A 23,868-nucleotide genomic window follows, 5' to 3' on the forward strand; every position below is an offset into this window, starting at 1 on the left:
TATAAAAAAACATCCCAATTTGGGATGTTTTTTATTTTCACAACTTATGATGTTCTTATCATTTGCTGTATCTCTTTATGAAACTTCTTATTCTGTTTTCTGATTTTGATAATAAAATATAAAAGCAGAACGATCAAAATACATCCAATGAAAACAGAACCTATTTTAATATAACGATAATCAGATTTCAGTTTCTCACTTTTCAATGCTGTTTCCTTATTGTGGTTATCGATCACCTGATTAATGGATTTCAGTTCATTCTGCTTTCTTTTAAATCTCATTTCCATGTGTTTTTTATTAAACTGTTGGTAGAGATTCTGATGTCCCATAGCAAGATAATTCTCAGCCAATTCTTTGTAAAGTCCTTCGTTCAGGATAATATCTCCGGTGTTTTTAGAAAGATCCTCAGCTTTTAGTAAAAGGTTTATTGCAGCTTGATTTTCATGTCTTTGTTTGTGTATTTCAGCAATTCCTTTCAAAGCGAATGCTTCCAGACTTTTCGCATAATTCTTCCGGGCATAGTTGATAGACTGTAGGAAAGCCTCCTGCGCTTTATCAATTTGATTGAGATTAAGATAACAGTACCCAATATTGTAATACACCACACTCATATTAGAATAAGTGGTTTTTTTTATGGGAACCTTTTCATAATTTCGTATAGAAATCAGGAATTTTTCCAAAGCAATTTCTGAATTAGACTGACTTTTATATACCATTCCTCTTATTGCGTAGCTTGCGGCCGTTTCAATATATTTCTCGGGATTTTTTTCAGGAATTTTTGCAATATACTGTTCTGCCTCATTCAGTGTTTCTAAGCATTTGTTGAAAAGTTCCATTTGCTGATATTGGATCGCAACGGAGATGAGAACGCCTGCCTGGCTTCTGGGATCATTGGTTTTCTGAGACAGTTCTTTTGCTTTTAGAATATATTGTAAAGATTCTTCAAAATTTCTTTTGGCAATATTGGCCGTTGAAAGCAGCATATAAAGATTAATGGAAGTTTTGATATCATGAGATCTTTTTAATAATTGTTCTCCGATTTTGATCGTGTTATCCGGATTGTCATAAATTTCAAGCTTCGCTTTTTTTATTAAGACACTGTCAGGTGTCTTTTGTGCTTTCATAAAATTACAAAAGGTAGCCAGCAACAGGATTATTTTTACAATTGATTTCATAAGGCTTTTGTTTTACTGATTTCCTGAATATAGGCATTGGGAGACATTCCCGTAACTGATTTAAAAACAGTAGTGAATGCACTGTGTGATGAGAATCCTGAATATTCTGCCAGATAACTTACTTTATAATTAAGAAAAGTAGAATCAGTTCTTAGCAACTGTACAATATGGTTGATTCTAAGTTTGTTAATGTATCCGTTGAAGTTTTTTTCCTTATTATTAATAATTTCCGAAAGGTATTTTGTATTGATTTCCATTTGAGAGGAAAGCAGAGACAGAGACATGTTTTTATTCAAAAACCGGTTGGATTTTTCAAATTCCTCCAACTTTTGGAGAATTTCATCTTCTTTTTCCCTGGATATTTTTGTTGTGCCCGAATCTTTTGCCGCTGGAGTTGTTTTGTTTAAAATGATGGGTTGAGATTTTTGGCTGATCTGTTTTTCAAAGAAATCAAACTGTTTTTTTAAGTCTTTATTTTTACTTCTTATGAGTAAAAAATAAGTAAGCAAGCCCAAAATGATCAAAGATAAAATCAGGATTAAAGACCAGGAAGATCTTAGAAGCAGATGTTTCTGAAATTCAATATTTTTATTTTGATTGGTTTCCACAAGCTTCACAAGATATCGTATTCCTTCTTTTGAACTGGAATCTGTTTTTGTTTTTAAATCATTGTAAAGTTTATTGTACTGATGGTATTTTACATCATTATGTAGCGCGTAATAATTACGGGAAAGTGATTCGTAGATTTTAATTTTTAAATTATTAAAAGGAAGATTTTCTATCAATTGAAGCCCTGCTTCCAGTTTTTTTATAGCCATTGTATAATCCTGTTTCAGAAAATAATACTGGGAGAGGTTTTCATAGGCCAGTCCTAAGAGAAAAGGCTGGTTTTTCTGATGTTCAAGATCTGCAATGATGCTGCCTATAAGGGTTTTATATTCATATTGTTGATTTGTTTTCAGGAGATAAGAAGATCTGAAAATTCTGTTTTCAATTTTTAAAATTCTATTCTCTTCATTATAATCGCCGAGGTATTGATTACTCTGATCAAGATTTTTTAGAGCCTCAGGATAGTTTCTGTTAATTCCTGAGTTCAATGCCTGAAGTTGATACAGTTTTGCAGTAGTGATTCTTAATGCCGGATTATTGCTTTTAAGAAGCTTCTGGTCAGACAAGAGATGGGAAATAATTCTTTTCGATTGATTGTACAAACCCAGATTCTGATACTGATCTGCAAGATTATAATCACTGAAGACCTGCATAAAATAAGAAAGATCGTTTTTCTGATCAGGCTCTTCTTTTTGAGCGAAAATATTGACAGATTGTACATATTCCCCCTTCATGGCAAAAGCTTGTGAAATAATATTTTGAAGTACAATTTTGTGTTCCGCATTTTGATCACTCACAAGAATTCCCTGGGTATAGCTGATGCATTCGTCAGAATTCTGATAAAGCTTCAGAAATGCCTTATCGGCTAGAATAGTAAAGTCCGGACCGGACTGCCCTTTAGTGGTAAGGGAGCAGAAAATGAAAATAAACAGTAAAGTCTGAAATAATTTTTGTCTTGGTAATTTGTTTTTTGTGTTTTTTTGAATAGTTCTGGTAAAATCCATATTCAAAATATTGTTTTGTATCTGTTTGGTTATTAGTTTTTTAAAAATTAAGTTCTTTTAAAATTCACGAATTATGAAAGCCAATTTCTTTTGATGAGGTAAATATTGTATTAATATTGTTTTCACCAATTCGAAACGCTAAATATAATAAAATATGAAAAATTTTTACAGAGTATCAATGAAAATATTGACGGCTTGTCTTTTTCTGAAATTTGGTTTTGCAGAAGCTCAGCTTACTGTAATAGGTTTGGGAAATTATAATGTAGGAGCAGTCTCGGACAATGGAGTTGTAAGCATGCATACAAGTGCAGGAGGAATATATAAATGGAATGCAGCGGGAGGTCTTGTACAGATTGGTGCTATATCAAACGGTTATCCGGCAGCGGGTAGAACTGTTGTTTCGAATGATGGAACCAAAATTTCGTCCTCGATAACAAATGCAGCAACGGGATTTAATGAAATATCTACTTATGATGTAGCGAGTTCCACCTGGGTAAACAGAGGCGGGCTTGTTCCTACAGGATGGGATGGCAGTGTAAGTTCAACCTGGGGCATGACGACCAATGGAAGTACGATCGTAGGTTTAGGGTTTCTTACTGCAGCTAATGCACATGCTGTGAAATGGGATGCGGTAAGCGGAATGGTAGATTTGGGAAGTATGGTTCCCGGACGAAGCTCCAGAGCCAATGCAATCAATGCGGCAGGAACAGTAATTGTAGGTTGGCAGGATGAACCAACAGGAACAAGAAGTGGGGCAAAATGGCAGGATGGAGTAGAAAGTTTTATTACAGATAATAATGGGAACAATGTAGGAGAAGCAGGAGGAATTTCTGCAGATGGAAATACAATCATAGGCTCAGCAAATCCTAATCCTTATGTCTGGAATGCGGTAAGTGGGCTTACTTATATAACACATCCGAATGCTTCTTTCAGCTTCAAAGGAGGAGCAACAGGAATTTCTGCTGATGGAAAAAAAGTAATTGGGTATTACAGAGCATTTGGAGCACCTCCTATGTCAGGGGAAGGCTTTATCTGGACTTCTTCTAGCGGAAGAGTTAATCTGAATGATTATGCGGTATCATTGGGAATTGCAACGAATGGAGTAACCATGGGGCTTCCTTTGGCCATTTCACAAGACGGAAAGAAAATTGCAGGAACGGGGACGAATGCTTCAGGGCAGATGATCGCTTTTTATCTGGATACTTCTCAATTTTTATCGGTGAATGATGCCGTGAAAGAGAGAAACAGTATAGGAATCTATCCTAATCCTGTGACTGATATCCTATATTTTAAAGGAACAGGAAAAATAGAGAAAGCCGAAATTTATAATATGGTTGGCCAAAAGGTAAAATCATTTGATTCGGTAGAAGGGCAGATCGATGTTTCATCCCTGTCAAAAGGAGATTATATTTTACAATACTCTGTAAAAGGAGTAAAAAAGGAGGGATATAAGTTTATTAAAAAATAACATATATAAATAGTAAAGTAGTGGGATGAATGGCTGTTTTCAATATTGAAAGCGGCCGTTCTTTTTTGTGTATATAACAAAAGGATAGCATGTTTGCATTGAAAAGGCTGGTTTTTGGCGAATACATATAAAAAACTATCTTTGCAAAAATTTTGGTTTCCAGTATTTTGGAATGAAAAGGGAATCGGGTGTAACTCCCGGACTGTCCCCGCAACTGTAAATCGCAACTCAAGTTTCTGCAAAAAACCACTGTTTAATAACGGGAAGGAGCAGAATGCGAAAGTCAGGAGACCTGCCGGAATTATAATTAAAAAACATATTGCTTTCGGAGGAAAAGTAAAAAAGTATGGATATAAAAAGATCTTTAGTACTGCTTTTTTCATCTTATGGCTGTTTTCTTTTTGGACAAGAGAAGGCCATCGATACTGTTTATGTCTTCGACAATCAGATGAATAGGGTGAAGCTTTTTCATCCCGTAAAAATAATTTCGGCGGAAGATGCCGAGAAAAACTCCAGTAATCTTTCTGAACTTCTGAGATTTCAATCACAGGTTTTTATCAAAGAAAATGGCCGTGGTGCTGTTTCTTCACCTTCTTTCAGAGGAACTACCGCTCAGCAGACTGCATTTGTATGGAATGGAATTAATATCAATTCCAATTTTCTGGGACAGGGAGATATCAATAATATTGCATTGTTCGGCTATGATCAGATTGGTATAAAAGCAGGTGGTGGAAGTGTAGTGTATGGAAGTGGTGCCATTGGAGGAAGTATTCACCTGAATAATACGCTAGATTTTAATAAAGGCTTCCATGGCTCTTTATTTTCTGAAGTGGCTTCTTTTAATACCTATAATAACTTTATAAAAGGTTCTTACAGCAATGATAAGTTCAGCTTTAAAGCTTCCGGAAATTATTCTGTAAGCGAAAATGATTATAAAGTAAGCGATCTGAACTATATCAACAGAAACGGGAGTTATTACAATACAACATTTAATGTAGGAGCATCCTATAAAATTACAAACGATCATAAAATTTCGTGGCAGAGTCAGTTTTTTGATTCTTCACAACGCTTTCCTGTGTATGAAGAAACGGGAACAAAAACGAAATATAAAACTCAAAGTGTAAGAAGTCTTCTTTCCTGGGACTGGAACAAAACAAAGTTCAGTAATTCCCTTAAAGCAGCTTATACAGAAGAGAATTTTCAATTTTTTGGTTCGTTAAATCAGCCTAAATCAAGTGGAGGAACCGGGAAAAATTATATCTTTAAAAATGACTTCAATTATTTCCTGAATTCAAAGTGGAATTTTAATATCATCGGAGAGTTTCAGGTTAATAAAGGAGAAGGATATCAAAACGGAATATCCAGCGTCAGCAGAAATATTGGTTCTGTTTCAGGATTATTAAGATATTTTGCAACCAAAAACCTTCGTTTTGAGGGTGGATTCAAGAAAGATTTTGTGGAAGATGTGAAGTCTCCGTTGATGTACTCATTCTCAGGAAAATGGAATGCTGCAAAATGGTATGATGTAAGCTTTAATGTATCAAAAAATTTCAGATTTCCGTCCTTCAATGATATTTATTATGAACCGGGAGGAAATAAAGATCTGAGACCTGAAACCTCTACTCAGGTAGACATGACCAATGAGTTCAAAGTGGGAGATTTTAAACTGACTTTATCTCCATACTATATGAATGTGACCGATCTTATTGTCTGGCTTCCAACTGCTTTAGGTTACTGGCAGGCATACAATGTGAATAAATCTGAATCTTACGGGCTGGAATCTCAACTGTCTTTCAGTAAGCAGTTGGGAAATCATAAAATAAGAGCCAATGCAGGATATTATTATGCCAAATCTATTGATAAAGAGACGAAGATGCAGAGACCTTACGTCCCTATGCACAGAGGAACTGCCAATATAGATTATGAATATGGTTTCTTTAAACTTTTCGCACAGGGACAGCTTAATGGAGTTACGTATACTACAAGTGACGAAAAAAGATCAGATGCCATAGATCCTTATTTTCTTTTAAATATGGGTGTTTCTGCCACTTTAGCAAAAAAATATACCTTAGGGTTCAAAGTGAATAATCTAACCAATACATACTATAAAACTGTTTCTTTCTATCCTTTACCCAAAAGAAATTATAGTGTGTATGCGGCAATAAATTTTTAAAAATTAAAATTGAGTAAATATGAAAATAACTAAACTTTTAACTGTATTATTTGCAGTAGTGTTATTGTTTAACATTTCTTCATGTACAAATGGTTCTGACGAGATTGAAGTTTCTCCGATCACTTATCAGAACGGATATTTTATCTCTAATGAAGGAAATTATAACAGTCAGGGAGCTAAGGTAACCTTTGTAACAAGAGATTTAAGCCTGAAACAGGACGACGTGTATGGCTATAATAACAATGAGATCCTTGGAGATGTTCTTCAGACGATTGGCCTTAACGGGAATAAAGCTTATCTTGTAATCAACAACTCGAATAAAATTGTTGTAGTAGACCGTTATACATTCAAAAAGTTAGGAGTCATTACAGATCAGCTTGATAATCCAAGAGGAATTACTTTTGCTAACAATTTCATTTATGTATCCAATACAAACTTCGTTGCACATACTCAAAGTATAACAAAATATAAAGCTTCTGACTATTCATTTGTAAGCAAAATCAGCACAACTGAAGTTTCTGATAAAGCAGTAGAAGCAGGAGGAAATGTATTTGTACAGAATGCTTCATCAGGGTATGGAAATAAGATTACTTATATCAATACTTCTAACGATACTAAAACTGAAATTACTGTTCCAAATGGGCAGATAGGAAATACAATATCATATAAATCTAATGTTTATACTATTTCTTCAACAGCTACAGATTCTTATATCTATAAAATTTCAAGTACCGGAGCGCTTACACCAGTAATTACACTGACTGGAATTCCTAGTGCTACAAACCTTCAGATTGATAACGATAGGATCTACTTCAGCTCTGCAAATAAAGTGTATACAACAGGCTTAGCTACACCAACAGTTCCTGCTAGTCCATTGTTAACAGCTGCAGATGGTGGTCCTTACTTTACACTTTATGGATTTAATGTGATGGATGGAAAGATATTTGCATCTGATGTTAAGCAGTTCACACAAGATAGTGAAATGGTAGTATATTCAGCAGCGACAGGTAATAAGATCCTCACCTTTAAAACAGGAGGACTTGGTGCTAATGGAACATACCTGAATCCGTAATGCATTACAACATATAAAAAATAATTTTTTATTTTTTCATCATTTGTGTTTTTTTCCGGCCGGTTTCAAAGAAACCGGCCGGCTTTGTTTCCTTAGGGAAACAAAAAACCCGGCGGGATGGAACATCCCGCCGGGTTTATATTTTATATCAATTGAATTATAGGCTTAATCCCAGTTTTTCAGCTTCAGCAATCACAAATTTTGTTGCTTCTTCTTTTTCATTAGGAATTTCACCTTCAAGAATAGCTTCTTTCACCTTCTCTTTTAGAATTCCGATTTCACGGCCTGGCTTAAGGTTAAACATTACCATAATCTCTTCACCGGTAATTGGGGGTTGAAAGTTTCTTACCTGATCTTTTTCTTCCACTTCTTTGATCTTTACCGCTACATATTCAAAATTTCTTTTGAATTTCTCCTGCTTTTTAGAGTTTTTAGTGGTAATGTCTGCCTTGCAAAGCGTGAAAAGATCTTCAAGATTTTCTCCGGCATCAAATAAAAGTCTTCTTAATGCAGAATCTGAAGCATCATCTGTGATCAGTGCAATAGGTCTTGATGAAAGTTTCACCATCTTCTGAACATATTTCATATCACTTCCCAAAGGCAGTTTTAATCTTTGGAAAAGTGTTTTTACCATTTTTGAACCCAAAAATTCATGTCCGTGAAATGTCCATCCTGTTCCTTCTACAAACTTTTTTGTTGGAGCTTTTCCAATATCATGGAGCAGGGCAGACCAACGAAGCCAAAGATTATCGGTATTCACAGAAATATTATCTACCACTTCTAAGGTGTGGTAAAAGTTGTCCTTATGGGTTTGTCCTTCCACTTCTTCCACTCCTTTCAGTTCGATCAGTTCAGGAATAATCAGCTTCATAAGGCCGGTTTGTTCCATCAGCCTCAGTCCTATAGACGGTTTTTCAGAAAGCATAATTTTATTGAATTCTACCATGATTCTTTCCATAGAAACAATCTTGATTCTTTCTGCTTCCTGCTGGATCGCTTTCAAAGAATTTTCCTCAATGTTAAAATTTAAAGTTGAAGCAAAACGCACCGCCCTCATCATCCTCAATGGATCATCAGAATAAGTTTGAGCAGGTTCTAACGGTGTTCTTAAAATTCCTTTTTCAAGATCTTCGATTCCATTGAACGGATCAATAAGCTCTCCGAAGTTATCTTTATTTAAAGAAATAGCCATCGCATTGATGGTAAAATCTCTTCTTTTCTGGTCATCTTCCAGGCTTCCACCTTCCACTTCCGGCTTTCGGCTGTTTTCTGTATAGCTTTCCTTTCTTGCTCCCACAAATTCAAGTTCAAGTTCTTTATACTTGATCATAGCCGTTCCATACGTTTTGAATACGGAAACCTTTAATTTAGGATCTATATCCTGAGCTACATTTTGAGCAAGCTCAATACCGCTTTGTTCCGTTACAAAGTCTATATCTGTAGAAGCTTTTCTGTTCATCAGAAGGTCTCGTACATAACCGCCCACAATATATACGGACTGGTTATTCCTTTCTGCTGCTTCAGAAATGATTTTAAATAGTTTTAAATTCTTATTTTGATTAAGATTAATTTTCATCGTTAATAATAGTGACAATTTCTACGTATGTTACCCATTAGTCATAATGAGCATACATTCTACTAATTTTTCCCTCTTCATTAAAAAACATGACTTCAACAGCATGTTTATCCATAATCGACTTATAAAATAATGCTACTGAATCTACTCCTGCTGTGGAATGTACCAGATCAAAATGAAGATCCGGAAACTTATCCAATGCCTTTTTCCAATATTCACGAACAGCCTCTTTTCCTTTTAAAGAGCTTTCTTTACCGCCAGTAGCCAGTGCGATCATAGGAGTTGTAATCTCAATATCATCCGAATAATGGGAAAGTATATCCTCCAAATCATGAGAATTCCACGCATTGATCCATATTTGAGCAAATTCGTGATGGTTCATAGCAAATAGTTTATGAGTTGAGTTTGCAAAGATAGAATTAAAAAAAAGAAATCCTGCCGATATGAACTGACAAGACTCTAAAAAATAAACATAAAAGTTCAGAATTCTTATTCCCTAAGAACTTTTATTCTGTTGTCATTCCATATTTTGATTACGGATGAACCTGAGTATTTTGAAACCTTTTCTCTGTCTTCCTCCACAGCGTAATCTACAAGGCTGATCATTTCCTCAGAAATATCAGAGAATTTCAATGGACTTTTTTCACCACTGAAGTTGGCAGAAGTAGATACTAAAGGTTTGTTCAATTTTGTAATCAGTTTTTTACAGAAATCATTTTTTACCAATCGGATTCCGATGCTTCCATCTTCTGCAAGCAATTCTTTAGGCAAACCTCTTGGGTTTTCATAAACGATTGTTACCGGCTTTTCGCTAAGATCAATAATTTCCCATGCCATTTCTGGAACATCGACCAATTCCTGAAGTCTTTTCTCAGACTCCACAAGGATGATCATGGATTTGTTTTTTTCGCGCTTTTTGATGTCAAAAATTTTATTGACAGCTTCTATATTGGTCGCATCACAACCAATTCCCCAAATGGTATCGGTAGGGTAAAGAATTGTTCCGCCGGATTTTAATATTTCGATAATATGTTCCATAATTGTAGTGAATTCAAAGAATGGATAAAGGTAGAGAATATAAGAATTTTGGGCAAAAAAATGGGGTGTAAATGTGGTTTGTCAGTTTGATGATTATAACAAAATACAAAGATTATAATCCGTGAAAAAATGAATTAAAATAAGTTGTACGCTTAATAGGCTCAATATAATCAGGATGCAGTATTTTTTTGAAATCTTTTTTGGTAAGATGTTGTGAAATCAAGACAGGGAAATTTGATTTTGAACCTTCTTTAATTAAAGTATAAAGGATAGCATTGTTTTTAAAAAATACAATGGTTGTCTGTTCATAATCTTTACCCAAACTGTAGAGATCAGTCGGTTCATTAAGGAAAATCAGGTTACCTGAAATCATTGAAATTCTATGATGATGTTTTTTTCCATACGCAATGATTCTGCTTTTAGCTTCTTCTTTGGGAATTTCAAATTTAATTTCTTTTAAATGTTTTTCGGTGTATTTACAATACAGCACATATATGCTAAGGATAAATAAACTTATAAGAATTGCACACCCGAAGCTGTTATTAAGAGAAAGATCTACTTCTTTTAATAACAGCAGAGAAGCTCCTGCCAATGCTGAAAATCCAAAATAGATCGAGATGGTATCAAACTTATCGTATGAACTTTCTTCAAAAACTAATTTTTTAGATTGAATACTCTCTGTGATCTTTAAGTTTTTTAGTGATCTCATTGGAAATTAGGAGGATATTTTAGGGTTGTTAAGTTTAGATTTTATGGATAAATATAATGAGCCAACTATTAAAAATGTAATAGAAGCTATCCACAAAAAATAACCTGTTTCCAAGCTGTATATTCTTCCCATTCTTCCATTTTCTGCAGCCAGAATTTCCTTCCAGAAAAAAAACGTTCCTGCAATTAAAAAAGCTATTGTAGCCAATATCAAAGAAATTGAAAAATATTTTTTATAACAGAATATCACTGCAATAGAGAACCAAATATTAGCTGTCCATACGAGAAATTCAAATAACCCCCCCGCCTAAAAAGCTAATCGGACCTATAAGAAAAGTTTCAAATGATTTATAATTTTTAATCTCTCCCATATCTTCAACTTTAAAAGCGGTAAAGAAAAGAGAGACTACAAAAATTAACAGGCTGATGAGGGGAATACGTTTTCTTACATCCATCCCAATTTCGATAAATACCTTTCCTCAATAATATTCAGGTGGTGGTAATTGTGTCCTACAATTAGTTTTCCGATGGTTTCTACAGTAATTTCATGACCATTTGCTGTACCTGTATTCTGTAAAGCTGAAGGATGAAGCGTTTCTAATAGAATCTGAGAAGATTTTCTCACCAGTTTGTACTCATCTAAAAGAGACTCAAGTGTTCTTTCACTGGCAAAAGATTGGTCGGCATATTCGTTTTCATCAAACCCCGGAAGGTTGTTTTTCTCTCCTCTGGCGAAAGCTAATATTCTGTATTGGAACACTCTTTCCGTATCAGATAAGTGGAGTAGAAGACCTTTCAAAGTCCATTTTCCTTCTGCGTAAGCAAAATTAGACTGTTCTTCGGTAAGGTTGGAATAAATTCCGATGGTTTTGTCTGCTGATATCTGCAGTTCGTTGATCCAGTTTCCTGATGGAATCTGATCTAAATATCTTTGAATGTATTTTTGAAATTCGGTCATATCATTTTTTGTTTTTGGGTACGGGTTTTCGAGGTTTTGAGATTCGGGATGGTGATTGTAATGTATAAATTACTCATTATCCATTGCTCATTGCTCATGATTAGTCCACTCGTAGAAATTCACGGAGTCATAAAGTTCAAATCCGCAGGCTGGATAAAGCTGATTTCCGATGTCATTGCTTTTTCCTGTTTCTAAAAGAATACCACAGGCTTTTGATGAACGGCAGAGTTCTTTAGATTGTTCAATCAGTTCTTTAGAATAGCCTTTTCCTCTGTGGTTGTCATTCACGTACAGATCGTTCAGCAGCCAGTAGCGCTGCATTCTTGTAGATGAAAAAATAGGATATAATTGTACGAAACCTGTTAATATTCCATTTTCTTCTGCAACAAAAATTTCAGAATCTTTATTTTCAAGCCTTTCCTGAAGAAAATTGGTCGCTGCAGGAATATCCGATGTTTTATGATAAAATATTCTGTACTGATCAAATAATTCTGCGATTTGAGGTAAGTCAGAAAGAATGGCTTTTCTTGTATTTTTCATATTTATTTAGTGATCGTAGCTGAGAACACGTTTAAGTTTCCATTGGTTATTTTCGGAGATCCACAGGTGGGTAAATTTGGCTTTTCCTACCTTATCCCATTTTCCGTTGTTATTTTCGAAGAACTCATGATCGCCTTCCTGAATAAAACCGTACAACGTTTTATTACTGTACATTGGAAAAACTTTCATGCTGTTAGGAACCAGTTCACGTTTTACTTTTCCTGGGTTACTGCAGATATTGTTTTTTATGGACGAAACAAAAGCTTCTTTCCCTTTGGTGATGCCTCCCAGATCATGATAAAATTCAATATCATCACTGATGATGGTGTTATAATGAGAAGGATTACATTGATTAAACCCCTCATGGAATATCAAACTATCCAATTTCTTTGCAGTCAGGAATAATTCATCAGTATTTTTAACCTGGGAATAGACCAATTGACTGAAAAGGCTTAGAAATATAAGAATATAAGCCCTTCTCATTATTTTTATTTTATAGTTTTAAGAAAAAGCTTTCTCTAAATCTGCAATAAGATCTTCAGCATCCTCAATACCTACGCTTAAACGAACAAGGTCATCTGTAATTCCCAATTCAGCACGTTTTTCTGCAGGAATTGAAGCATGTGTCATCAAAGCAGGGTGGTTAGCCAAAGATTCTACTCCTCCTAAAGATTCTGCAAGCGTAAATACTCTCACTTTTTCTAAGAATTTGATAGCATCTTCTTTCTTTCCTGATTTAAAAGTAAATGAAACCATTCCTCCAGATTCCTTCATCTGAGATTTTGCCAATGCATATTGAGGGTGAGATTCCAATCCTGGATAAATTACTTTATCTACCGCTGGATGAGTCTCCAAATATTTTGCTACGGCAAGACCGTTATCAGAGTGTCTCTGCATTCTTAATGCCAGTGTTTTGATTCCTCTCAATACAAGGTAAGAATCGTGAGGTCCTAAAATACCACCACTCGCAAACTGAATAAAGTGAAGTTTATCCCCCAGTTCCGCATCTTTAGCAATAAGAGCTCCTGCAATTACATCAGAGTGTCCGCCTAAATATTTTGTAGCAGAGTGCATCACGATATCAGCACCCAAATCAATAGGTCTCTGGATATAAGGAGTTGCAAAAGTATTGTCTACTGCTACTAAAATATCTTTTCCTTTAGCAATGTCTACAACAGCTTTGATATCAACTAATTTCATCAATGGGTTAGTAGGAGTTTCTACCCAGATCAGCTTGGTTTTATCTGTGATAACATCAGCAATTTTAGAAACATCATCAAAATTCACGAACGTAAACTTCAGCTGATATTTTTCGAAAAGTCTTGTGAACATTCTGTAAGTACCTCCGTAAAGATCATCTACAGCAATCACTTCATCACCTGGGTTTAATAATTTTAAAACACAGTCGATGGCAGCAAGACCAGAACCGAAAGCTAACCCTCTCGCTCCGTTTTCAATACTTGCCAAAGAATCCTCTAATGCCTGTCTTGTAGGATTAGCGGCTCTTGAATATTCATATCCGGAATGTACTCCCGGGCTTTTCTGTGCAAATGTAGAGGTCAAAAATACAGGTACATTTACAGAACCTGTTGCAGACTCGTGGTGCTGCCCTCCGTGAATTACTTTTGTATTAAAATTCATAATTTTTTGCTTTAAGCTTGAACATTAAGCACGTTAGTTCAATGTTCATTGTTTTTATTAAAATTTGCTCTAGCTGAGTACAAAAAGCTTACCGCTTAGTGCCTATAGCTTATTGCAATTGTATTTTTTTACTTAATAGCAGATTTTACCGCAAATTCTTCTGCGATTTCTTCCATCCACTGCGCCACATCCTCTTCACCTGTTGCTCTCTGATAAGTGCTTCCTAAAGATATTAAAATCTGGTGGATAAACATCTTCATCTGATCTACAGGCATTTCTTTGGTCCAAAGATCAATTCTTAACGCTTCTCTTGTTTTATCATCCCAAACAGAAATCATGGTTGCTTTGGTATCTTGTTTGTCAATACCTCCATCCTGAGCATTCCATGTAATATTTTCCGGTACGTGATTTTCATCAAGCTCTACATCTATCGTAATCTGAGTCTTTCTCATAACTTTCTTTTGTTTCTAATTTCGTGCAAAGTTAATACTTCTTCAGCTTATCCAAGGCTTCTACAAAATTATCTTCATCAGGAAATGGACTATTAAAGTTAAAAATTTTACCTTCAGGATCTATAATGATAAATCTTGGAATAGATTGTATTTTGTACTTATTCATGAGCTGCTCTGCATTTTCAAGCCAGTATTGTGGAATATTGGATGGTTTTGTTTTGAGATAATTCAGCCATTTTGATTTTTCCTGGTCTAAACTGATTGAAATAAACTGGATATTTCTGTCATTTCTATATTGATAACTTCTTGTTTCAAATACAGGACGAATTTGCTTGCAGGGACCACACCAAGTTGCCCAGAAATCTACTACAATATATTTTCCTTTATATTTTGAAAGATTTTGAGAACTTCCATCATCCTGCAGAAGTTTCAGCTCTGGGAAAGGTGATCCTTTCTGTGAAATATTGATCTGTTCAAGCTTTGAATAAAGCATTTTTTTATAATCAGTACCGTTTACTTTGCTAATCTCAGCCACAAAAAGCTTGTTTCTGATTGCACTGTCTGTTTGTATTTCAATACTTTTTAATAGATGTTTTGATAATAGCTGATCTTTCGTTTTTCCTTGTGGAAGTAAATTGATTTTAGTGAATAAAATACTGTCCGGATTAGAACGCTGATCATCATTTGTAAGCATCTGATCCAGTTTATATTGCAGATAATCATCATTTTTACTTAAAAGTGGAGTGGGTTTCAAAATATTTTCATTGAGCTCATTCAGAAATAGTTTTGGAGCAGCAAATTTAGGATCAGACCATGAGGTCATTCCTCTGTAATTATTTATTTCATTAAGATAGTGAACTGCCATCAGCTGTTTTCTATATGCCTTATAATCTTCTGAAAGGCCATTGTTTTCTACATCTGCATAATGATCTAATTTTTTTTTATTGTCATCCCAGTCAGATAGAGCTAATTCATAAAATTTTTCAGGGTTATTATTTAAATTCTGATTTTCCAGTGCGAGCCAGAATTCTATTCCGAAAGAACTCATCGTCTTATTATAAACCTGATCAGATTTTCTGTTAGACTTTAAGTTAAATGTCATTTTGGTGTTATTTAATTTAATGTCAAAATCAAACCAGTCACCATTTCCCATCACAATCTCAAGTTTTTTATTGCCAATTTCAAGAATATACTCATCTAAAGGAAGATTTTGAGAGGTAGACCAGTTGAAAGTATTATTTTTAACTGCAACCGCTCCAATTTTTTTATGAAATTCCTTTGAAACAATTTTCACAGAATCAATTTTAAGATCCGTTTCCAATGTTCCTGTAATAGAAGTTCCTGATCCAACGCTTGTATAAGGTTTTGGTTTTTGTATAAAATAGAGTAGACCTGTTCCTGCAATTAACAGAACCGTTGAAATGACAATTTGTTTTTTATTTTTAAGGAAAGCATTTTTAAACCCTTTTTTACTGTACCAGAAATATCCGATAACCAGGAAAACAACCATCCAGAAAAAGCTCATATACTCTGAGTGAGAAATAAAATGATTAAGATCCCTTATTTCAGGAGCATTCCAGAATGTATATAACGAACTGTATGGATTAAAGAAGAAACTCTTTTTTTCCACTATTGAAAAAATATTGGAACCCAATCCTAATATACCAATAAGAAATGACCATATAAACCCCTGGAAAACTACAGAGAAACATAGCTGTAAAGCCGCAATTCCCAGGATAGCAGCGACAATTCTTGCATAGGTCTTGAGCATCCATAATACATCAAAAGTCAATAACTTTGCAGGATTTGGGTGAATATAATATTCTGTTAGTGATAAAATTATATTAAATGTAAAATAGGAGAAAATACAAATAAAGCTCAGGGATAGTAAAATAATATATTTCGAAATATAAAGCTGAAATTTATTGACAGGCTGTGTTTCCATCAGTTGCCATCCGTTATTTTTATGATCAGTTTGTGCAATTCTGTTCGCTGCAATGATCAGAAATAAAAGCAGAATGAAAAATGTGAAATATTTCAAATTACTTCCACTTATGGCTTCTTCAAAAATGGAATATTTAAGTGATTCTTTAGTAATGGGGTCCGGATTAAAAAAAGCCTGAATAAAATTGATGAGTGGTACTAAAACTCCTAAGATAATAGCCGTATAAATCAGCCCTAAACCTTTTATTTTTAGCCATTCTATATTGATGGCAGTGATTAATTTTTTCATTTGTGTAATTTAATTTTTTGTAATTTCCATAAACCATTCTTCCAAACCTGCGCTGCTTTTGATTTCAAAAATCTCAGCATGGTTTAAAACCAGTTTTTTCACCAGGTCAATAATATCCTCCTTTGATTTGGAAGTAATTTCTATTGTATTCTCATCAATTAATTTCGGGGAATAATTCTCCGGAATTTCACTCATATGCGTATGAGCATGATTCAATCCAATTTTGATGTGATTGTATCGGTACAACTCATTCAATTCTTTTATGCTTCCTGTAAATTTTATTTCTCCATGCGAAATAATAGCAAGATGAGTAATCATTTTTTCAATTTCCTGCAATAAATGACTTGAAATCAATATTGTTACACCTTCTTCTTGGTTAAGCTTTATCAATAATTCACGGATTTCCAGCATTCCATTAGGGTCTAAACCATTTACCGGTTCATCCAGAATCAGGAGTTCTGGTTTCCCCAAAAGAGTCATTGCAATGGAAAGTCTTTGCTTCATTCCTAAAGAATATTTCTTCATTTTCAGATTTCTGTTTTCCCATAAATCTACCAGATTCAATACCCTTTCACATTCTGTTTTCGGAAGATTTCTTAATTTAGAAATGATGATCAGATTTTCCCAGCCGGACAGATGGTCATAAAATGCTGCACTGTCAATAAGACTTCCGATTTTACCAAACCCATCCGGATAAAACCCGGAAAGGTTTTTACCAAAAATTTGTATACTGTTTGTTTCATCGGGTATCCCTCCGATAAGTAACTTCATTGTTGTGGATTTTCCTGCTCCGTTAGCACCCAGAAAGCCAAAAATGCTACCCTTGGGTATAGAAATGCTGAGATTTTTCAGAATTTTCTTATCCCTTGAAAATCCATAGTTTAAGTTTCGAATTTCAATAATGTTTTTCATGTATGTTTGTATTTGAAACAAAAGTATGTAATAAAATAGTAGCATGCAATACAAAGTAGTATTGATGTTTAAATTCTGCTTAAAAAAGATCCTTTAGCTTACGCTAAAGGATTTAAATATTAATTTTATAGAATTATTTTAACTTTGGTTTGTATCCTGATTGATTAAAAATCGTGGTGGCATCCATTTTCAGGAACTCTGTTAATTTCGTTTCAGGTTTTTCCTTCAGATATGCCTTACAGATCTGCCATCCTGTAAAAATTCCGATTTGTGGTGAAGATTCATTGTCAATTTCTGTATAAAACTTCGAGAATGGGCCTGGTGAAATAAAACGTTCTCCCAATCTTGGATCATCTCCGAAGATCAGATTACTTTCTACAAAATAATTCCAGATATTGGCCTCATTACTTGTTGCCCACTCATACTGCTTCTGAGTATAATTCATTTTCAGATAATCGGGTGTATCCGGAAGAAAAGCATCCTGAAGAATCATTACTTTTCCGTTCAGAATAATCTGATCAATAAATTTCTGGTGATCAGGAGATTCTGTGACAATATTTTCTGCAAAAAGCTGTGATACCTTCGGAACAATATTCTGTGGGTTCATCGACTTCTGGAAATACAGTTCCAATCCTTTATAATTGGCATTTCCGTCTCCCATAAAACCGGTAACATCTATGAATAAAAGATTACCCTTTTCATCATAAAATATGGGATCCTGAACCATCTGTAAAGCGGATGAGAATAAATATACTTTTGGATTTTTAAACTGCGGAAAGTAATATTTAATATGCGAAAATAGGCTTTGTAGTTCCTTTTGAAGCTTTGCCTGATCTATTTTTCCAATAGCTTCCTTGTAGATTTTTATCTCTTCAGCGTCCGCTCTTCTTTTTCCGAAATCGGCATCGGAAACACTTCCCTGAAACCATGGAAATTGAGCTTTAAACTGATCCAATGGAACATTCGGATTGTAGAATTCTTTGGAAATATCTGTGATGTCAACTTTTTCGGCAGTTTGTTTAACTTCTACCTTCCATTGATTTTCAGGTTCTTTTTTGCAGGAAATAAGTCCGGCAGCCAGAAGAGAAGAAAGTGCAATATATCTAAAAATCTTCATTATTTTTACATGGAATTTAAGTTGACAAAAATAAGGATTAAATACACAATTCATAATGAAAACTAAAATATTTACAGTTATCTTTATTATTTTGGGACTTTCTCTTTTCTTCGGACAAAAGCTTGAGTTTGAAGACAAAAACTTTGAAAAAGCAGTACTGGAAAATTTTGATCTGAATAAAAACGGAATACTTGAAGCTCAGGAAGCCGGAATGGTTACCAATCTGTTCCTTGTTCAGAAAGGAATTACTTCCACGGAAGATCTACACCTTTTTAAAAATGTAAAAATGATTGTTCTGGATGATAATGTAATTTCAAATATTCTGGTAAACAATCTGGATCAGCTAGAATTGTTTTCGTGTACAGGATGCAAAATCTCTTCATTCAAAGCGGAGAATCTTAAGAATTTAACTGCGTTATATCTGGATAATAATCTGTTGGAAAACATTTCGCTGGCAGGAATTCCAAAAATTGACCAATTAACATTATCTTTAAATCAATTAAAAAAAATAGACTTGCTTCAGTTGAAAACTTTAAGAAAACTGAATCTGGAACATAACAAGCTTCAAAAAATTGATATTTCCGGTAATCTGGCCTTACAAACCCTTAATATAATGGGAAATAAGATAAAAGAAACAGATGTAAAGAAAGGCACAAAAACAGACGTCACTATTTTTGGTGCTGAAGAATAAAAACTAATGATTATGAAAATAGAAACAGAACGACTGATTTTAAGAAAACTGGAAGATGAAGATTTTGAACGTGTATTTCTGCTGGATTCCAATCCTGAAGTCATGAAATATATTGGCGTTCCGGTTTTAACAGAGATCAATGAGTCAAAAAAGGTTATCAGCATGATTCAGAAACAGTATGAGGAAAATGGAGTGGGAAGACTGGGCGTTGTTGAAAAGGAAAGCGGACTTTTGATAGGATGGAGCGGATTAAAATTATTGACTCATGAAACGAATGGTTACAAAAATGTATTGGAACTGGGATATCGTTTCCTTCCTGAATCTTGGGGAAAAGGCTATGCTGTGGAGTCAGGAAAAGCTTCTCTGAGTTACGGTTTTAATGATTTGAATGCAGAAGTCATTTATGCCTATGCCCATTCTGAACATGATGCTTCCAATCATATTCTAAGAAAATTAGGATTTGAAAAAACCAGCGAATTTGAAGAACCGGATGGAATTTGCTTCTGGTACGAACTGAAGCGTGAGAACTATATGTAAGAGATTCCTTTTGAAAAAAAATAAACAAAAAACAATGGTATTAGAAACCGAAAGATTGATTCTAAGAAAACTTGAAGAGACAGATTTTGAACGTATGTTTCTGATGGATTCCGATCCTGAAGTAATGAAATATCTGGGGGAACCTGTGGCAACAAAGGAAGAATCAAAGGAAGTAATTAAAATGATTCAGAAGCAGTATGAAGAAAATGGAGTCGGAAGGCTTGCTGTTATTGAAAAAGAAAGTGGCTTGCTGATAGGATGGTGTGGACTAAAATTATTGACAAGCCCAATCAATGGGTATGTCAATACTCTGGATTTGGGTTATCGTTTTATTCCGGAATTTTGGGGAAAAGGGTATGCTACTGAGGCTGCAGAAAGAATACTTGAATATGGCTTTAATGAATTAAATGCAAATGCTATTTATGCTTATGCTGATTCTGAAAATGCAGGTTCAAAGTATATCCTTGGAAAATTAGGTTTTGAAAAAACCGGAGAGTTTGATGAAGATGGGGTAATATGTTTCTGGTATGAGCTGAAGCGTGAAAAATACAGTAAAAAATGATAAAAATACGAAGGGAAGAAAAAAAAGATCATCAACAGGTCTTTCAGCTTACGGAAGAAGCTTTCAGGGAAATGGAACACAGTGATCATCAGGAACAGTTTCTGGTAGAAAAATTGAGAAAATCTGACGCCTTTATCCCGGAATTGTCATTAGTAGCGGAAGATGAAAAGGGTACAATTGCCGGGCATATTTTGTTTACTAAAATTAAAATTGTCAACGAAGAAAAATCGTTTGATTCTCTTGCCTTGGCACCTGTTTCCGTAAAACCTGAGTTTCAGAACCAGGGAATCGGAGCGAAACTGATTCTTGAAGGACATCGAATTGCGGAAGAATTGGGATATGAATCGGTGATATTGATTGGGCACGAAAAATATTATCCACGCTTTGGTTACAAAAAAACAAGTAATTTTGGGATATCTTTTCCATTCGATATTCCGGAAGAAAACGGAATGGCAATAGAATTGATAAAAGACGGATTAAGAGATAAAAAAGGAGTGGTGAAATACCCTCAGGAATTTGGAATAGACTAAAAAAATAAACGATGCAGACACAAAAAGTGATAGATCATATTGTAAGCTGGTTAAAAGATTATGCAGCAAAAGCAAAAGTGAATGGATATGTAATTGGAGTTTCCGGAGGAGTAGATTCCGGAGTAGTTTCTACACTGGCAGCAATGACCGGGCTGAAAACATTATTGATCGAAATGCCGATCCGTCAGAAAGCCGATCAGGTAGGTCGTGCGGTAGATCATATGAATGACCTTAAAGCCAGATTTCCCAATGTAGAAACCATGTCAGTAGATTTGACACCTGCTTTTGAGGAATTGTACAAAACCTTTGATGTAAATGATGATCTTTATCCTAATGAAAAATTAGCTTTTGCCAATACAAGAGCCCGTTTGAGAATGCTTACCCTGTATTATTACGGACAGCTGAACGGACTTCTGGTTTGCGGAACAGGAAATAAAGTGGAGGATTTCGGGATTGGTTTTTATACAAAATATGGTGATGGTGGAGTAGATGTTTCTCCAATTGCAGACCTTTATAAAACTGAAGTATATAAACTTGCCACAGGACTGAATTTAATTAAAAGCATTCAGGAAGCTATTCCTACGGATGGACTTTGGGATGTAGACAGAACTGATGAGCAGCAGATTGGAGCTACGTATCCGGAACTGGAAAAAATTCAGAAAGAATATGGAACTAAAACGGCTGATGACTATGAAGGAAGAGATAAGGAAGTATTCCTGATCTTCGACAGAATGCATAAAGCTGCGAAACATAAAATGGATCCTATTCCGGTTTGTGATATTCCTGAAGAATGGAGAGCTTAAAATAGTGTTACATTAAATAATAACTATGAACGGTAAAATAAGATCTGTGTTTTTTATATGTCTGGGGCTTCTTTTCGGAATGTCTGTGATGTACGTCTACAGGAACTTTATTGAAGATAAAAAAGATCAGTCAGGTTCCGCAAAAAAGGAAACGGTGAGTTATGGAAGTACCTCTTCGGAGGGGAATTCATCTGCTCAGATTTCTATAGATGAACTTACAGAAGAGAAAACGGTAATCAGCTATGTAAAGCAAAATCATAAGCTTCCGGATTATTATATCACCAAAAATGAAGCAAGAAAACAGGGCTGGAATCCTTCCAAAGGAAATCTTTGTGATGTACTTCCCGGAAAAGCTATTGGTGGTGATAAATTCGGAAACAGGGAAGGACGTTTGCCGGATGGAGAACGATACTTTGAAGCAGATGTAAACTATCATTGTGGTGGAAGAAATGCTGACCGTATCATCTATACTCAAAATGGGGATGTATATCTTACTAAAAACCATTATAAAAGTTTTGAAAAGAAATAACGTCATTGCGAGGAACGGAGTGACGAAGCAATCTCTATAAAAGAAACACAGGTGAAAGCAGGTTTTGTCTACATCATGACCAATAAAAACCATACGACTCTTTATACAGGAGTGACTTCAAACCTGCCCAAACGTGTTCAACAGCATAAGGAGTCCTATTATTCTCAAAGCTTTACCTCAAGATATAATTTGTATCTACTTGTGTATTGGGAATCCTTTCAGGAAATAGGGGATGCTATATGTAGAGAAAAACAGATAAAAGCAGGTTCCAGACAAAAGAAACTGGATTTAATCAATAGTATAAATCCTGATTGGAAAGATCTCACAGGAGATATTGAAAGTATTATGGATGTTTTTTGAGATTGCTTTGTCGCGGAGCTCCTTGCAATGACCTATGTATAATTTGCATTGTAATTATTATAAATCTTAATTTTGAAAAATTATAGCCTTTTTTACTTTACCATCATCTTATTTCTGATGCTTTCATGTTCGGAAAAGAAGAATAGGATAAATGAAAAAGCAGCAAAACCAGCCGTAACAATACTCATACAGCCATTTAAGGATATTAAACCGGAAACTGTAGCAAAAGTAACTGATGGAATAAAAAACGTGTATCCAAATGTAAAAGTTCTGGATGCGATAGACTTTCCTGAAAATACTTATTATAAAGAGAGAAACCGATATAGAGCCGATTCAATCATTAAATTTTTGAATAAAGAAACAAAAGAAGGCTTTGTGACAATTGGTCTGACAGTGAAGGATATCAGTGCTACCAAAGGAAAGATCAAAGACTTTGGAATCATGGGGTTGGGGTATAGACCAGGAAAAGCTTGCGTGGCTTCAAATTTCAGACTGAGCAAAGAAAACCGGGATGAGCAGTTTTACAAAATAGCCATTCATGAGCTGGGACATACACAAGGGCTGCCACATTGCCCGGAAAAAATGTGTTTTATGAGAGATGCAGAAGGTAAGAATCCAACCAATGAAGAAACGGATTTCTGCAAAAAATGCAAAACTTTTTTAATTAATAAAAATTGGAAATTTAATTCAATATGAAGACAGTATATATAGATTTTACAGACATAGGTGACTATGAAGATTTTTACACCCAGCTAAAGGAAAAAATTCAGCTTCCTGAGCAGTTTGGTGATAATCTTGATGCACTTTTTGATACCATTACCGGTAATCTGGAAATGCCACTCCACTTAGAATTCGTTAACATGACTGTAGATCAGCTTGAGATTTTCGAAGACTTGCTGACCACGCTGGAAGATGCGGAAGAAGAGGTCGAAGATTTTAGCTTTAGCTACTATCTTGAGCAGTACGAAGATGAAGACGATGAGGATGTAGAATCTGAAGAAGAATAAAAAAATAAGGGCTGTCCCAATAAAGGAGACAGCCTTTTTTATGCTGAAATGTGAAGCTTGTTACTTTTCCACTAGTCAAGGTTTCAAACTTGGGCAGGGTTTAGAAGACCTGTATAATCTCCGAGTGTTGAAGTTAAATAGTTTAATGTTGGTAAAACGCAAGGACGCAAAAT

The 23,868-nt window shown here is 34.9% G+C and carries 27 protein-coding genes and 1 riboswitch; of the genes, 12 read left to right on the forward strand and 15 right to left on the reverse strand.

Annotation, left to right across the window (positions count from 1 at the left end; translation table 11 throughout):
• Nucleotides 1-44 precede the first annotated feature (44 nt).
• Both ACMA47_RS07050 and ACMA47_RS07055 read right to left on the reverse strand, forming a co-directional pair.
• Nucleotides 45-1,175, reverse strand: coding sequence for a tetratricopeptide repeat protein (locus ACMA47_RS07050; RefSeq protein WP_413929229.1), 1,131 nt, complete (start codon nt 1,173-1,175; stop codon nt 45-47).
• On the reverse strand, nt 1,172-2,788 hold the full coding sequence (locus ACMA47_RS07055; protein WP_413929230.1) for a helix-turn-helix domain-containing protein: 1,617 nt from the start codon (nt 2,786-2,788) through the stop codon (nt 1,172-1,174). The genes ACMA47_RS07050 and ACMA47_RS07055 overlap by 4 nt, the downstream gene beginning before the upstream one ends.
• Before the next feature lie 154 nt (nt 2,789-2,942).
• On the opposite strand from ACMA47_RS07055, the gene ACMA47_RS07060 reads away from it, so the two are divergent.
• The 3 genes from ACMA47_RS07060 (at nt 2,943) to ACMA47_RS07070 (ending at nt 7,501) form a co-directional block, all read left to right on the forward strand.
• Nucleotides 2,943-4,256 carry a T9SS type A sorting domain-containing protein gene (locus ACMA47_RS07060; RefSeq protein WP_413929231.1) on the forward strand — a complete coding sequence of 438 codons (1,314 nt, stop codon included), beginning with the start codon at nt 2,943-2,945 and terminating at the stop codon, nt 4,254-4,256.
• 136 nt (nt 4,257-4,392) lie between these two features.
• Nucleotides 4,393-4,571, forward strand: a riboswitch (cobalamin riboswitch).
• Nucleotides 4,572-4,602: 31 nt separating this feature from the next.
• Nucleotides 4,603-6,429: a TonB-dependent receptor plug domain-containing protein gene (locus tag ACMA47_RS07065; protein WP_413929232.1), complete on the forward strand. Its 1,827-nt coding sequence runs from the start codon at nt 4,603-4,605 to the stop codon at nt 6,427-6,429.
• 19 nt (nt 6,430-6,448) lie between these two features.
• Nucleotides 6,449-7,501 (forward strand): YncE family protein, encoded by a 1,053-nt coding sequence (locus ACMA47_RS07070; RefSeq protein ID WP_413929233.1) that lies wholly within the window; start codon nt 6,449-6,451, stop codon nt 7,499-7,501.
• A 157-nt stretch (nt 7,502-7,658) separates the two neighbouring features.
• On the opposite strand, the gene ACMA47_RS07075 is transcribed toward ACMA47_RS07070, so the two are convergent.
• The 13 genes from ACMA47_RS07075 to ACMA47_RS07135 form a co-directional block, all read right to left on the reverse strand.
• On the reverse strand, nt 7,659-9,077 hold the full coding sequence (locus tag ACMA47_RS07075; protein WP_413929234.1) for a CCA tRNA nucleotidyltransferase: 1,419 nt from the start codon (nt 9,075-9,077) through the stop codon (nt 7,659-7,661).
• Between the two features lie 37 nt (nt 9,078-9,114).
• Nucleotides 9,115-9,459, reverse strand: coding sequence for a nuclear transport factor 2 family protein (locus ACMA47_RS07080; protein WP_413929235.1), 345 nt, complete (start codon nt 9,457-9,459; stop codon nt 9,115-9,117).
• A gap of 107 nt (nt 9,460-9,566) precedes the next feature.
• Nucleotides 9,567-10,115 carry an L-threonylcarbamoyladenylate synthase gene (locus ACMA47_RS07085; protein ID WP_034695051.1) on the reverse strand — a complete coding sequence of 183 codons (549 nt, stop codon included), beginning with the start codon at nt 10,113-10,115 and terminating at the stop codon, nt 9,567-9,569.
• Nucleotides 10,116-10,227: 112 nt separating this feature from the next.
• Entirely contained in the window at nt 10,228-10,824 is a 597-nt protein-coding gene (locus ACMA47_RS07090; RefSeq protein WP_413929236.1) for a hypothetical protein, read from the reverse strand.
• 6 nt (nt 10,825-10,830) lie between these two features.
• Nucleotides 10,831-11,031 carry a hypothetical protein gene (locus ACMA47_RS07095; RefSeq protein WP_413929237.1) on the reverse strand — a complete coding sequence of 67 codons (201 nt, stop codon included), beginning with the start codon at nt 11,029-11,031 and terminating at the stop codon, nt 10,831-10,833.
• Nucleotides 11,032-11,268: 237 nt separating this feature from the next.
• The gene (locus ACMA47_RS07100) at nt 11,269-11,781 is read right to left on the reverse strand and encodes a DinB family protein (RefSeq protein ID WP_051934297.1); all 513 of its coding nucleotides are present in this window, start codon (nt 11,779-11,781) and stop codon (nt 11,269-11,271) included.
• An 87-nt stretch (nt 11,782-11,868) separates the two neighbouring features.
• Entirely contained in the window at nt 11,869-12,321 is a 453-nt protein-coding gene (locus ACMA47_RS07105) for an N-acetyltransferase family protein (RefSeq protein ID WP_413929238.1), read from the reverse strand.
• 6 nt (nt 12,322-12,327) lie between these two features.
• Nucleotides 12,328-12,804 (reverse strand): nuclear transport factor 2 family protein, encoded by a 477-nt coding sequence (locus ACMA47_RS07110; protein WP_413929239.1) that lies wholly within the window; start codon nt 12,802-12,804, stop codon nt 12,328-12,330.
• Between the two features lie 18 nt (nt 12,805-12,822).
• Nucleotides 12,823-13,962 (reverse strand): cystathionine gamma-synthase, encoded by a 1,140-nt coding sequence (locus tag ACMA47_RS07115; protein WP_034695058.1) that lies wholly within the window; start codon nt 13,960-13,962, stop codon nt 12,823-12,825.
• A 128-nt stretch (nt 13,963-14,090) separates the two neighbouring features.
• Nucleotides 14,091-14,414: a gliding motility protein GldC gene (gene gldC, locus ACMA47_RS07120; RefSeq protein ID WP_034695059.1), complete on the reverse strand. Its 324-nt coding sequence runs from the start codon at nt 14,412-14,414 to the stop codon at nt 14,091-14,093.
• A gap of 31 nt (nt 14,415-14,445) precedes the next feature.
• On the reverse strand, nt 14,446-16,647 hold the full coding sequence (locus ACMA47_RS07125; RefSeq protein ID WP_413929240.1) for a thioredoxin-like domain-containing protein: 2,202 nt from the start codon (nt 16,645-16,647) through the stop codon (nt 14,446-14,448).
• Between the two features lie 9 nt (nt 16,648-16,656).
• On the reverse strand, nt 16,657-17,559 hold the full coding sequence (locus tag ACMA47_RS07130; RefSeq protein WP_413929241.1) for an ABC transporter ATP-binding protein: 903 nt from the start codon (nt 17,557-17,559) through the stop codon (nt 16,657-16,659).
• Nucleotides 17,560-17,692: 133 nt separating this feature from the next.
• Nucleotides 17,693-18,676, reverse strand: coding sequence for a gliding motility protein GldB (locus ACMA47_RS07135; protein WP_413929242.1), 984 nt, complete (start codon nt 18,674-18,676; stop codon nt 17,693-17,695).
• Nucleotides 18,677-18,731: 55 nt separating this feature from the next.
• Between ACMA47_RS07135 and ACMA47_RS07140 the strand changes: the two genes are divergently transcribed.
• From ACMA47_RS07140 to ACMA47_RS07180, 9 genes are all read left to right on the forward strand, one after another.
• The gene (locus ACMA47_RS07140; RefSeq protein ID WP_413929243.1) at nt 18,732-19,367 is read left to right on the forward strand and encodes a leucine-rich repeat domain-containing protein; all 636 of its coding nucleotides are present in this window, start codon (nt 18,732-18,734) and stop codon (nt 19,365-19,367) included.
• A 12-nt stretch (nt 19,368-19,379) separates the two neighbouring features.
• Nucleotides 19,380-19,904: a GNAT family N-acetyltransferase gene (locus tag ACMA47_RS07145; RefSeq protein WP_413929244.1), complete on the forward strand. Its 525-nt coding sequence runs from the start codon at nt 19,380-19,382 to the stop codon at nt 19,902-19,904.
• Between the two features lie 34 nt (nt 19,905-19,938).
• Nucleotides 19,939-20,466, forward strand: a complete 528-nt coding sequence (locus tag ACMA47_RS07150) for a GNAT family N-acetyltransferase (RefSeq protein WP_413929245.1) — start codon at nt 19,939-19,941, stop codon at nt 20,464-20,466.
• Complete coding sequence (locus ACMA47_RS07155) at nt 20,463-20,996, forward strand: GNAT family N-acetyltransferase (protein WP_413929246.1); 534 nt, start codon at nt 20,463-20,465, stop codon at nt 20,994-20,996. The genes ACMA47_RS07150 and ACMA47_RS07155 overlap by 4 nt, the downstream gene beginning before the upstream one ends.
• Nucleotides 20,997-21,007: 11 nt before the next feature.
• A complete protein-coding gene (gene nadE, locus ACMA47_RS07160) occupies nt 21,008-21,799 on the forward strand; it encodes an NAD(+) synthase (RefSeq protein WP_413929247.1) in 792 nt (263 codons plus the stop codon).
• 25 nt (nt 21,800-21,824) lie between these two features.
• Complete coding sequence (locus tag ACMA47_RS07165; protein WP_413929248.1) at nt 21,825-22,328, forward strand: ribonuclease domain-containing protein; 504 nt, start codon at nt 21,825-21,827, stop codon at nt 22,326-22,328.
• A gap of 51 nt (nt 22,329-22,379) precedes the next feature.
• Nucleotides 22,380-22,688 carry a GIY-YIG nuclease family protein gene (locus ACMA47_RS07170; protein ID WP_413929249.1) on the forward strand — a complete coding sequence of 103 codons (309 nt, stop codon included), beginning with the start codon at nt 22,380-22,382 and terminating at the stop codon, nt 22,686-22,688.
• Nucleotides 22,689-22,760: 72 nt separating this feature from the next.
• Entirely contained in the window at nt 22,761-23,384 is a 624-nt protein-coding gene (locus ACMA47_RS07175) for a Zn-dependent protease (protein ID WP_413929250.1), read from the forward strand.
• Nucleotides 23,381-23,695, forward strand: coding sequence for a barstar family protein (locus tag ACMA47_RS07180; protein WP_413929251.1), 315 nt, complete (start codon nt 23,381-23,383; stop codon nt 23,693-23,695). The genes ACMA47_RS07175 and ACMA47_RS07180 overlap by 4 nt, the downstream gene beginning before the upstream one ends.
• Nucleotides 23,696-23,868: the final 173 nt, after the last annotated feature.

Origin of the sequence: Chryseobacterium sp. T20, assembly GCF_047345655.1 — a bacterium.
Lineage (GTDB): Bacteria > Bacteroidota > Bacteroidia > Flavobacteriales > Weeksellaceae > Chryseobacterium.

What these genes read in the sequence shown, in the direction of transcription:
- ACMA47_RS07050 (WP_413929229.1), bottom strand. Translation starts at nt 1,175, where the DNA reads ATGAAATCAATTGTAAAAATAATCCTGTTGCTGGCTACCTTTTGTAAT.
- ACMA47_RS07150 (WP_413929245.1), top strand. Translation starts at nt 19,939, where the DNA reads ATGGTATTAGAAACCGAAAGATTGATTCTAAGAAAACTTGAAGAGACA.
- ACMA47_RS07105 (WP_413929238.1), bottom strand. Translation starts at nt 12,321, where the DNA reads ATGAAAAATACAAGAAAAGCCATTCTTTCTGACTTACCTCAAATCGCA.
- gldC (WP_034695059.1), bottom strand. Translation starts at nt 14,414, where the DNA reads ATGAGAAAGACTCAGATTACGATAGATGTAGAGCTTGATGAAAATCAC.
- ACMA47_RS07180 (WP_413929251.1), top strand. Translation starts at nt 23,381, where the DNA reads ATGAAGACAGTATATATAGATTTTACAGACATAGGTGACTATGAAGAT.
- ACMA47_RS07070 (WP_413929233.1), top strand. Translation starts at nt 6,449, where the DNA reads ATGAAAATAACTAAACTTTTAACTGTATTATTTGCAGTAGTGTTATTG.
- ACMA47_RS07100 (WP_051934297.1), bottom strand. Translation starts at nt 11,781, where the DNA reads ATGACCGAATTTCAAAAATACATTCAAAGATATTTAGATCAGATTCCA.
- ACMA47_RS07145 (WP_413929244.1), top strand. Translation starts at nt 19,380, where the DNA reads ATGAAAATAGAAACAGAACGACTGATTTTAAGAAAACTGGAAGATGAA.
- ACMA47_RS07060 (WP_413929231.1), top strand. Translation starts at nt 2,943, where the DNA reads ATGAAAAATTTTTACAGAGTATCAATGAAAATATTGACGGCTTGTCTT.
- ACMA47_RS07110 (WP_413929239.1), bottom strand. Translation starts at nt 12,804, where the DNA reads ATGAGAAGGGCTTATATTCTTATATTTCTAAGCCTTTTCAGTCAATTG.
- nadE (WP_413929247.1), top strand. Translation starts at nt 21,008, where the DNA reads ATGCAGACACAAAAAGTGATAGATCATATTGTAAGCTGGTTAAAAGAT.
- ACMA47_RS07055 (WP_413929230.1), bottom strand. Translation starts at nt 2,788, where the DNA reads ATGGATTTTACCAGAACTATTCAAAAAAACACAAAAAACAAATTACCA.
- ACMA47_RS07140 (WP_413929243.1), top strand. Translation starts at nt 18,732, where the DNA reads ATGAAAACTAAAATATTTACAGTTATCTTTATTATTTTGGGACTTTCT.
- ACMA47_RS07085 (WP_034695051.1), bottom strand. Translation starts at nt 10,115, where the DNA reads ATGGAACATATTATCGAAATATTAAAATCCGGCGGAACAATTCTTTAC.
- ACMA47_RS07125 (WP_413929240.1), bottom strand. Translation starts at nt 16,647, where the DNA reads ATGAAAAAATTAATCACTGCCATCAATATAGAATGGCTAAAAATAAAA.
- ACMA47_RS07130 (WP_413929241.1), bottom strand. Translation starts at nt 17,559, where the DNA reads ATGAAAAACATTATTGAAATTCGAAACTTAAACTATGGATTTTCAAGG.
- ACMA47_RS07155 (WP_413929246.1), top strand. Translation starts at nt 20,463, where the DNA reads ATGATAAAAATACGAAGGGAAGAAAAAAAAGATCATCAACAGGTCTTT.
- ACMA47_RS07065 (WP_413929232.1), top strand. Translation starts at nt 4,603, where the DNA reads ATGGATATAAAAAGATCTTTAGTACTGCTTTTTTCATCTTATGGCTGT.
- ACMA47_RS07080 (WP_413929235.1), bottom strand. Translation starts at nt 9,459, where the DNA reads ATGAACCATCACGAATTTGCTCAAATATGGATCAATGCGTGGAATTCT.
- ACMA47_RS07075 (WP_413929234.1), bottom strand. Translation starts at nt 9,077, where the DNA reads ATGAAAATTAATCTTAATCAAAATAAGAATTTAAAACTATTTAAAATC.
- ACMA47_RS07165 (WP_413929248.1), top strand. Translation starts at nt 21,825, where the DNA reads ATGAACGGTAAAATAAGATCTGTGTTTTTTATATGTCTGGGGCTTCTT.
- ACMA47_RS07135 (WP_413929242.1), bottom strand. Translation starts at nt 18,676, where the DNA reads ATGAAGATTTTTAGATATATTGCACTTTCTTCTCTTCTGGCTGCCGGA.
- ACMA47_RS07090 (WP_413929236.1), bottom strand. Translation starts at nt 10,824, where the DNA reads ATGAGATCACTAAAAAACTTAAAGATCACAGAGAGTATTCAATCTAAA.
- ACMA47_RS07115 (WP_034695058.1), bottom strand. Translation starts at nt 13,962, where the DNA reads ATGAATTTTAATACAAAAGTAATTCACGGAGGGCAGCACCACGAGTCT.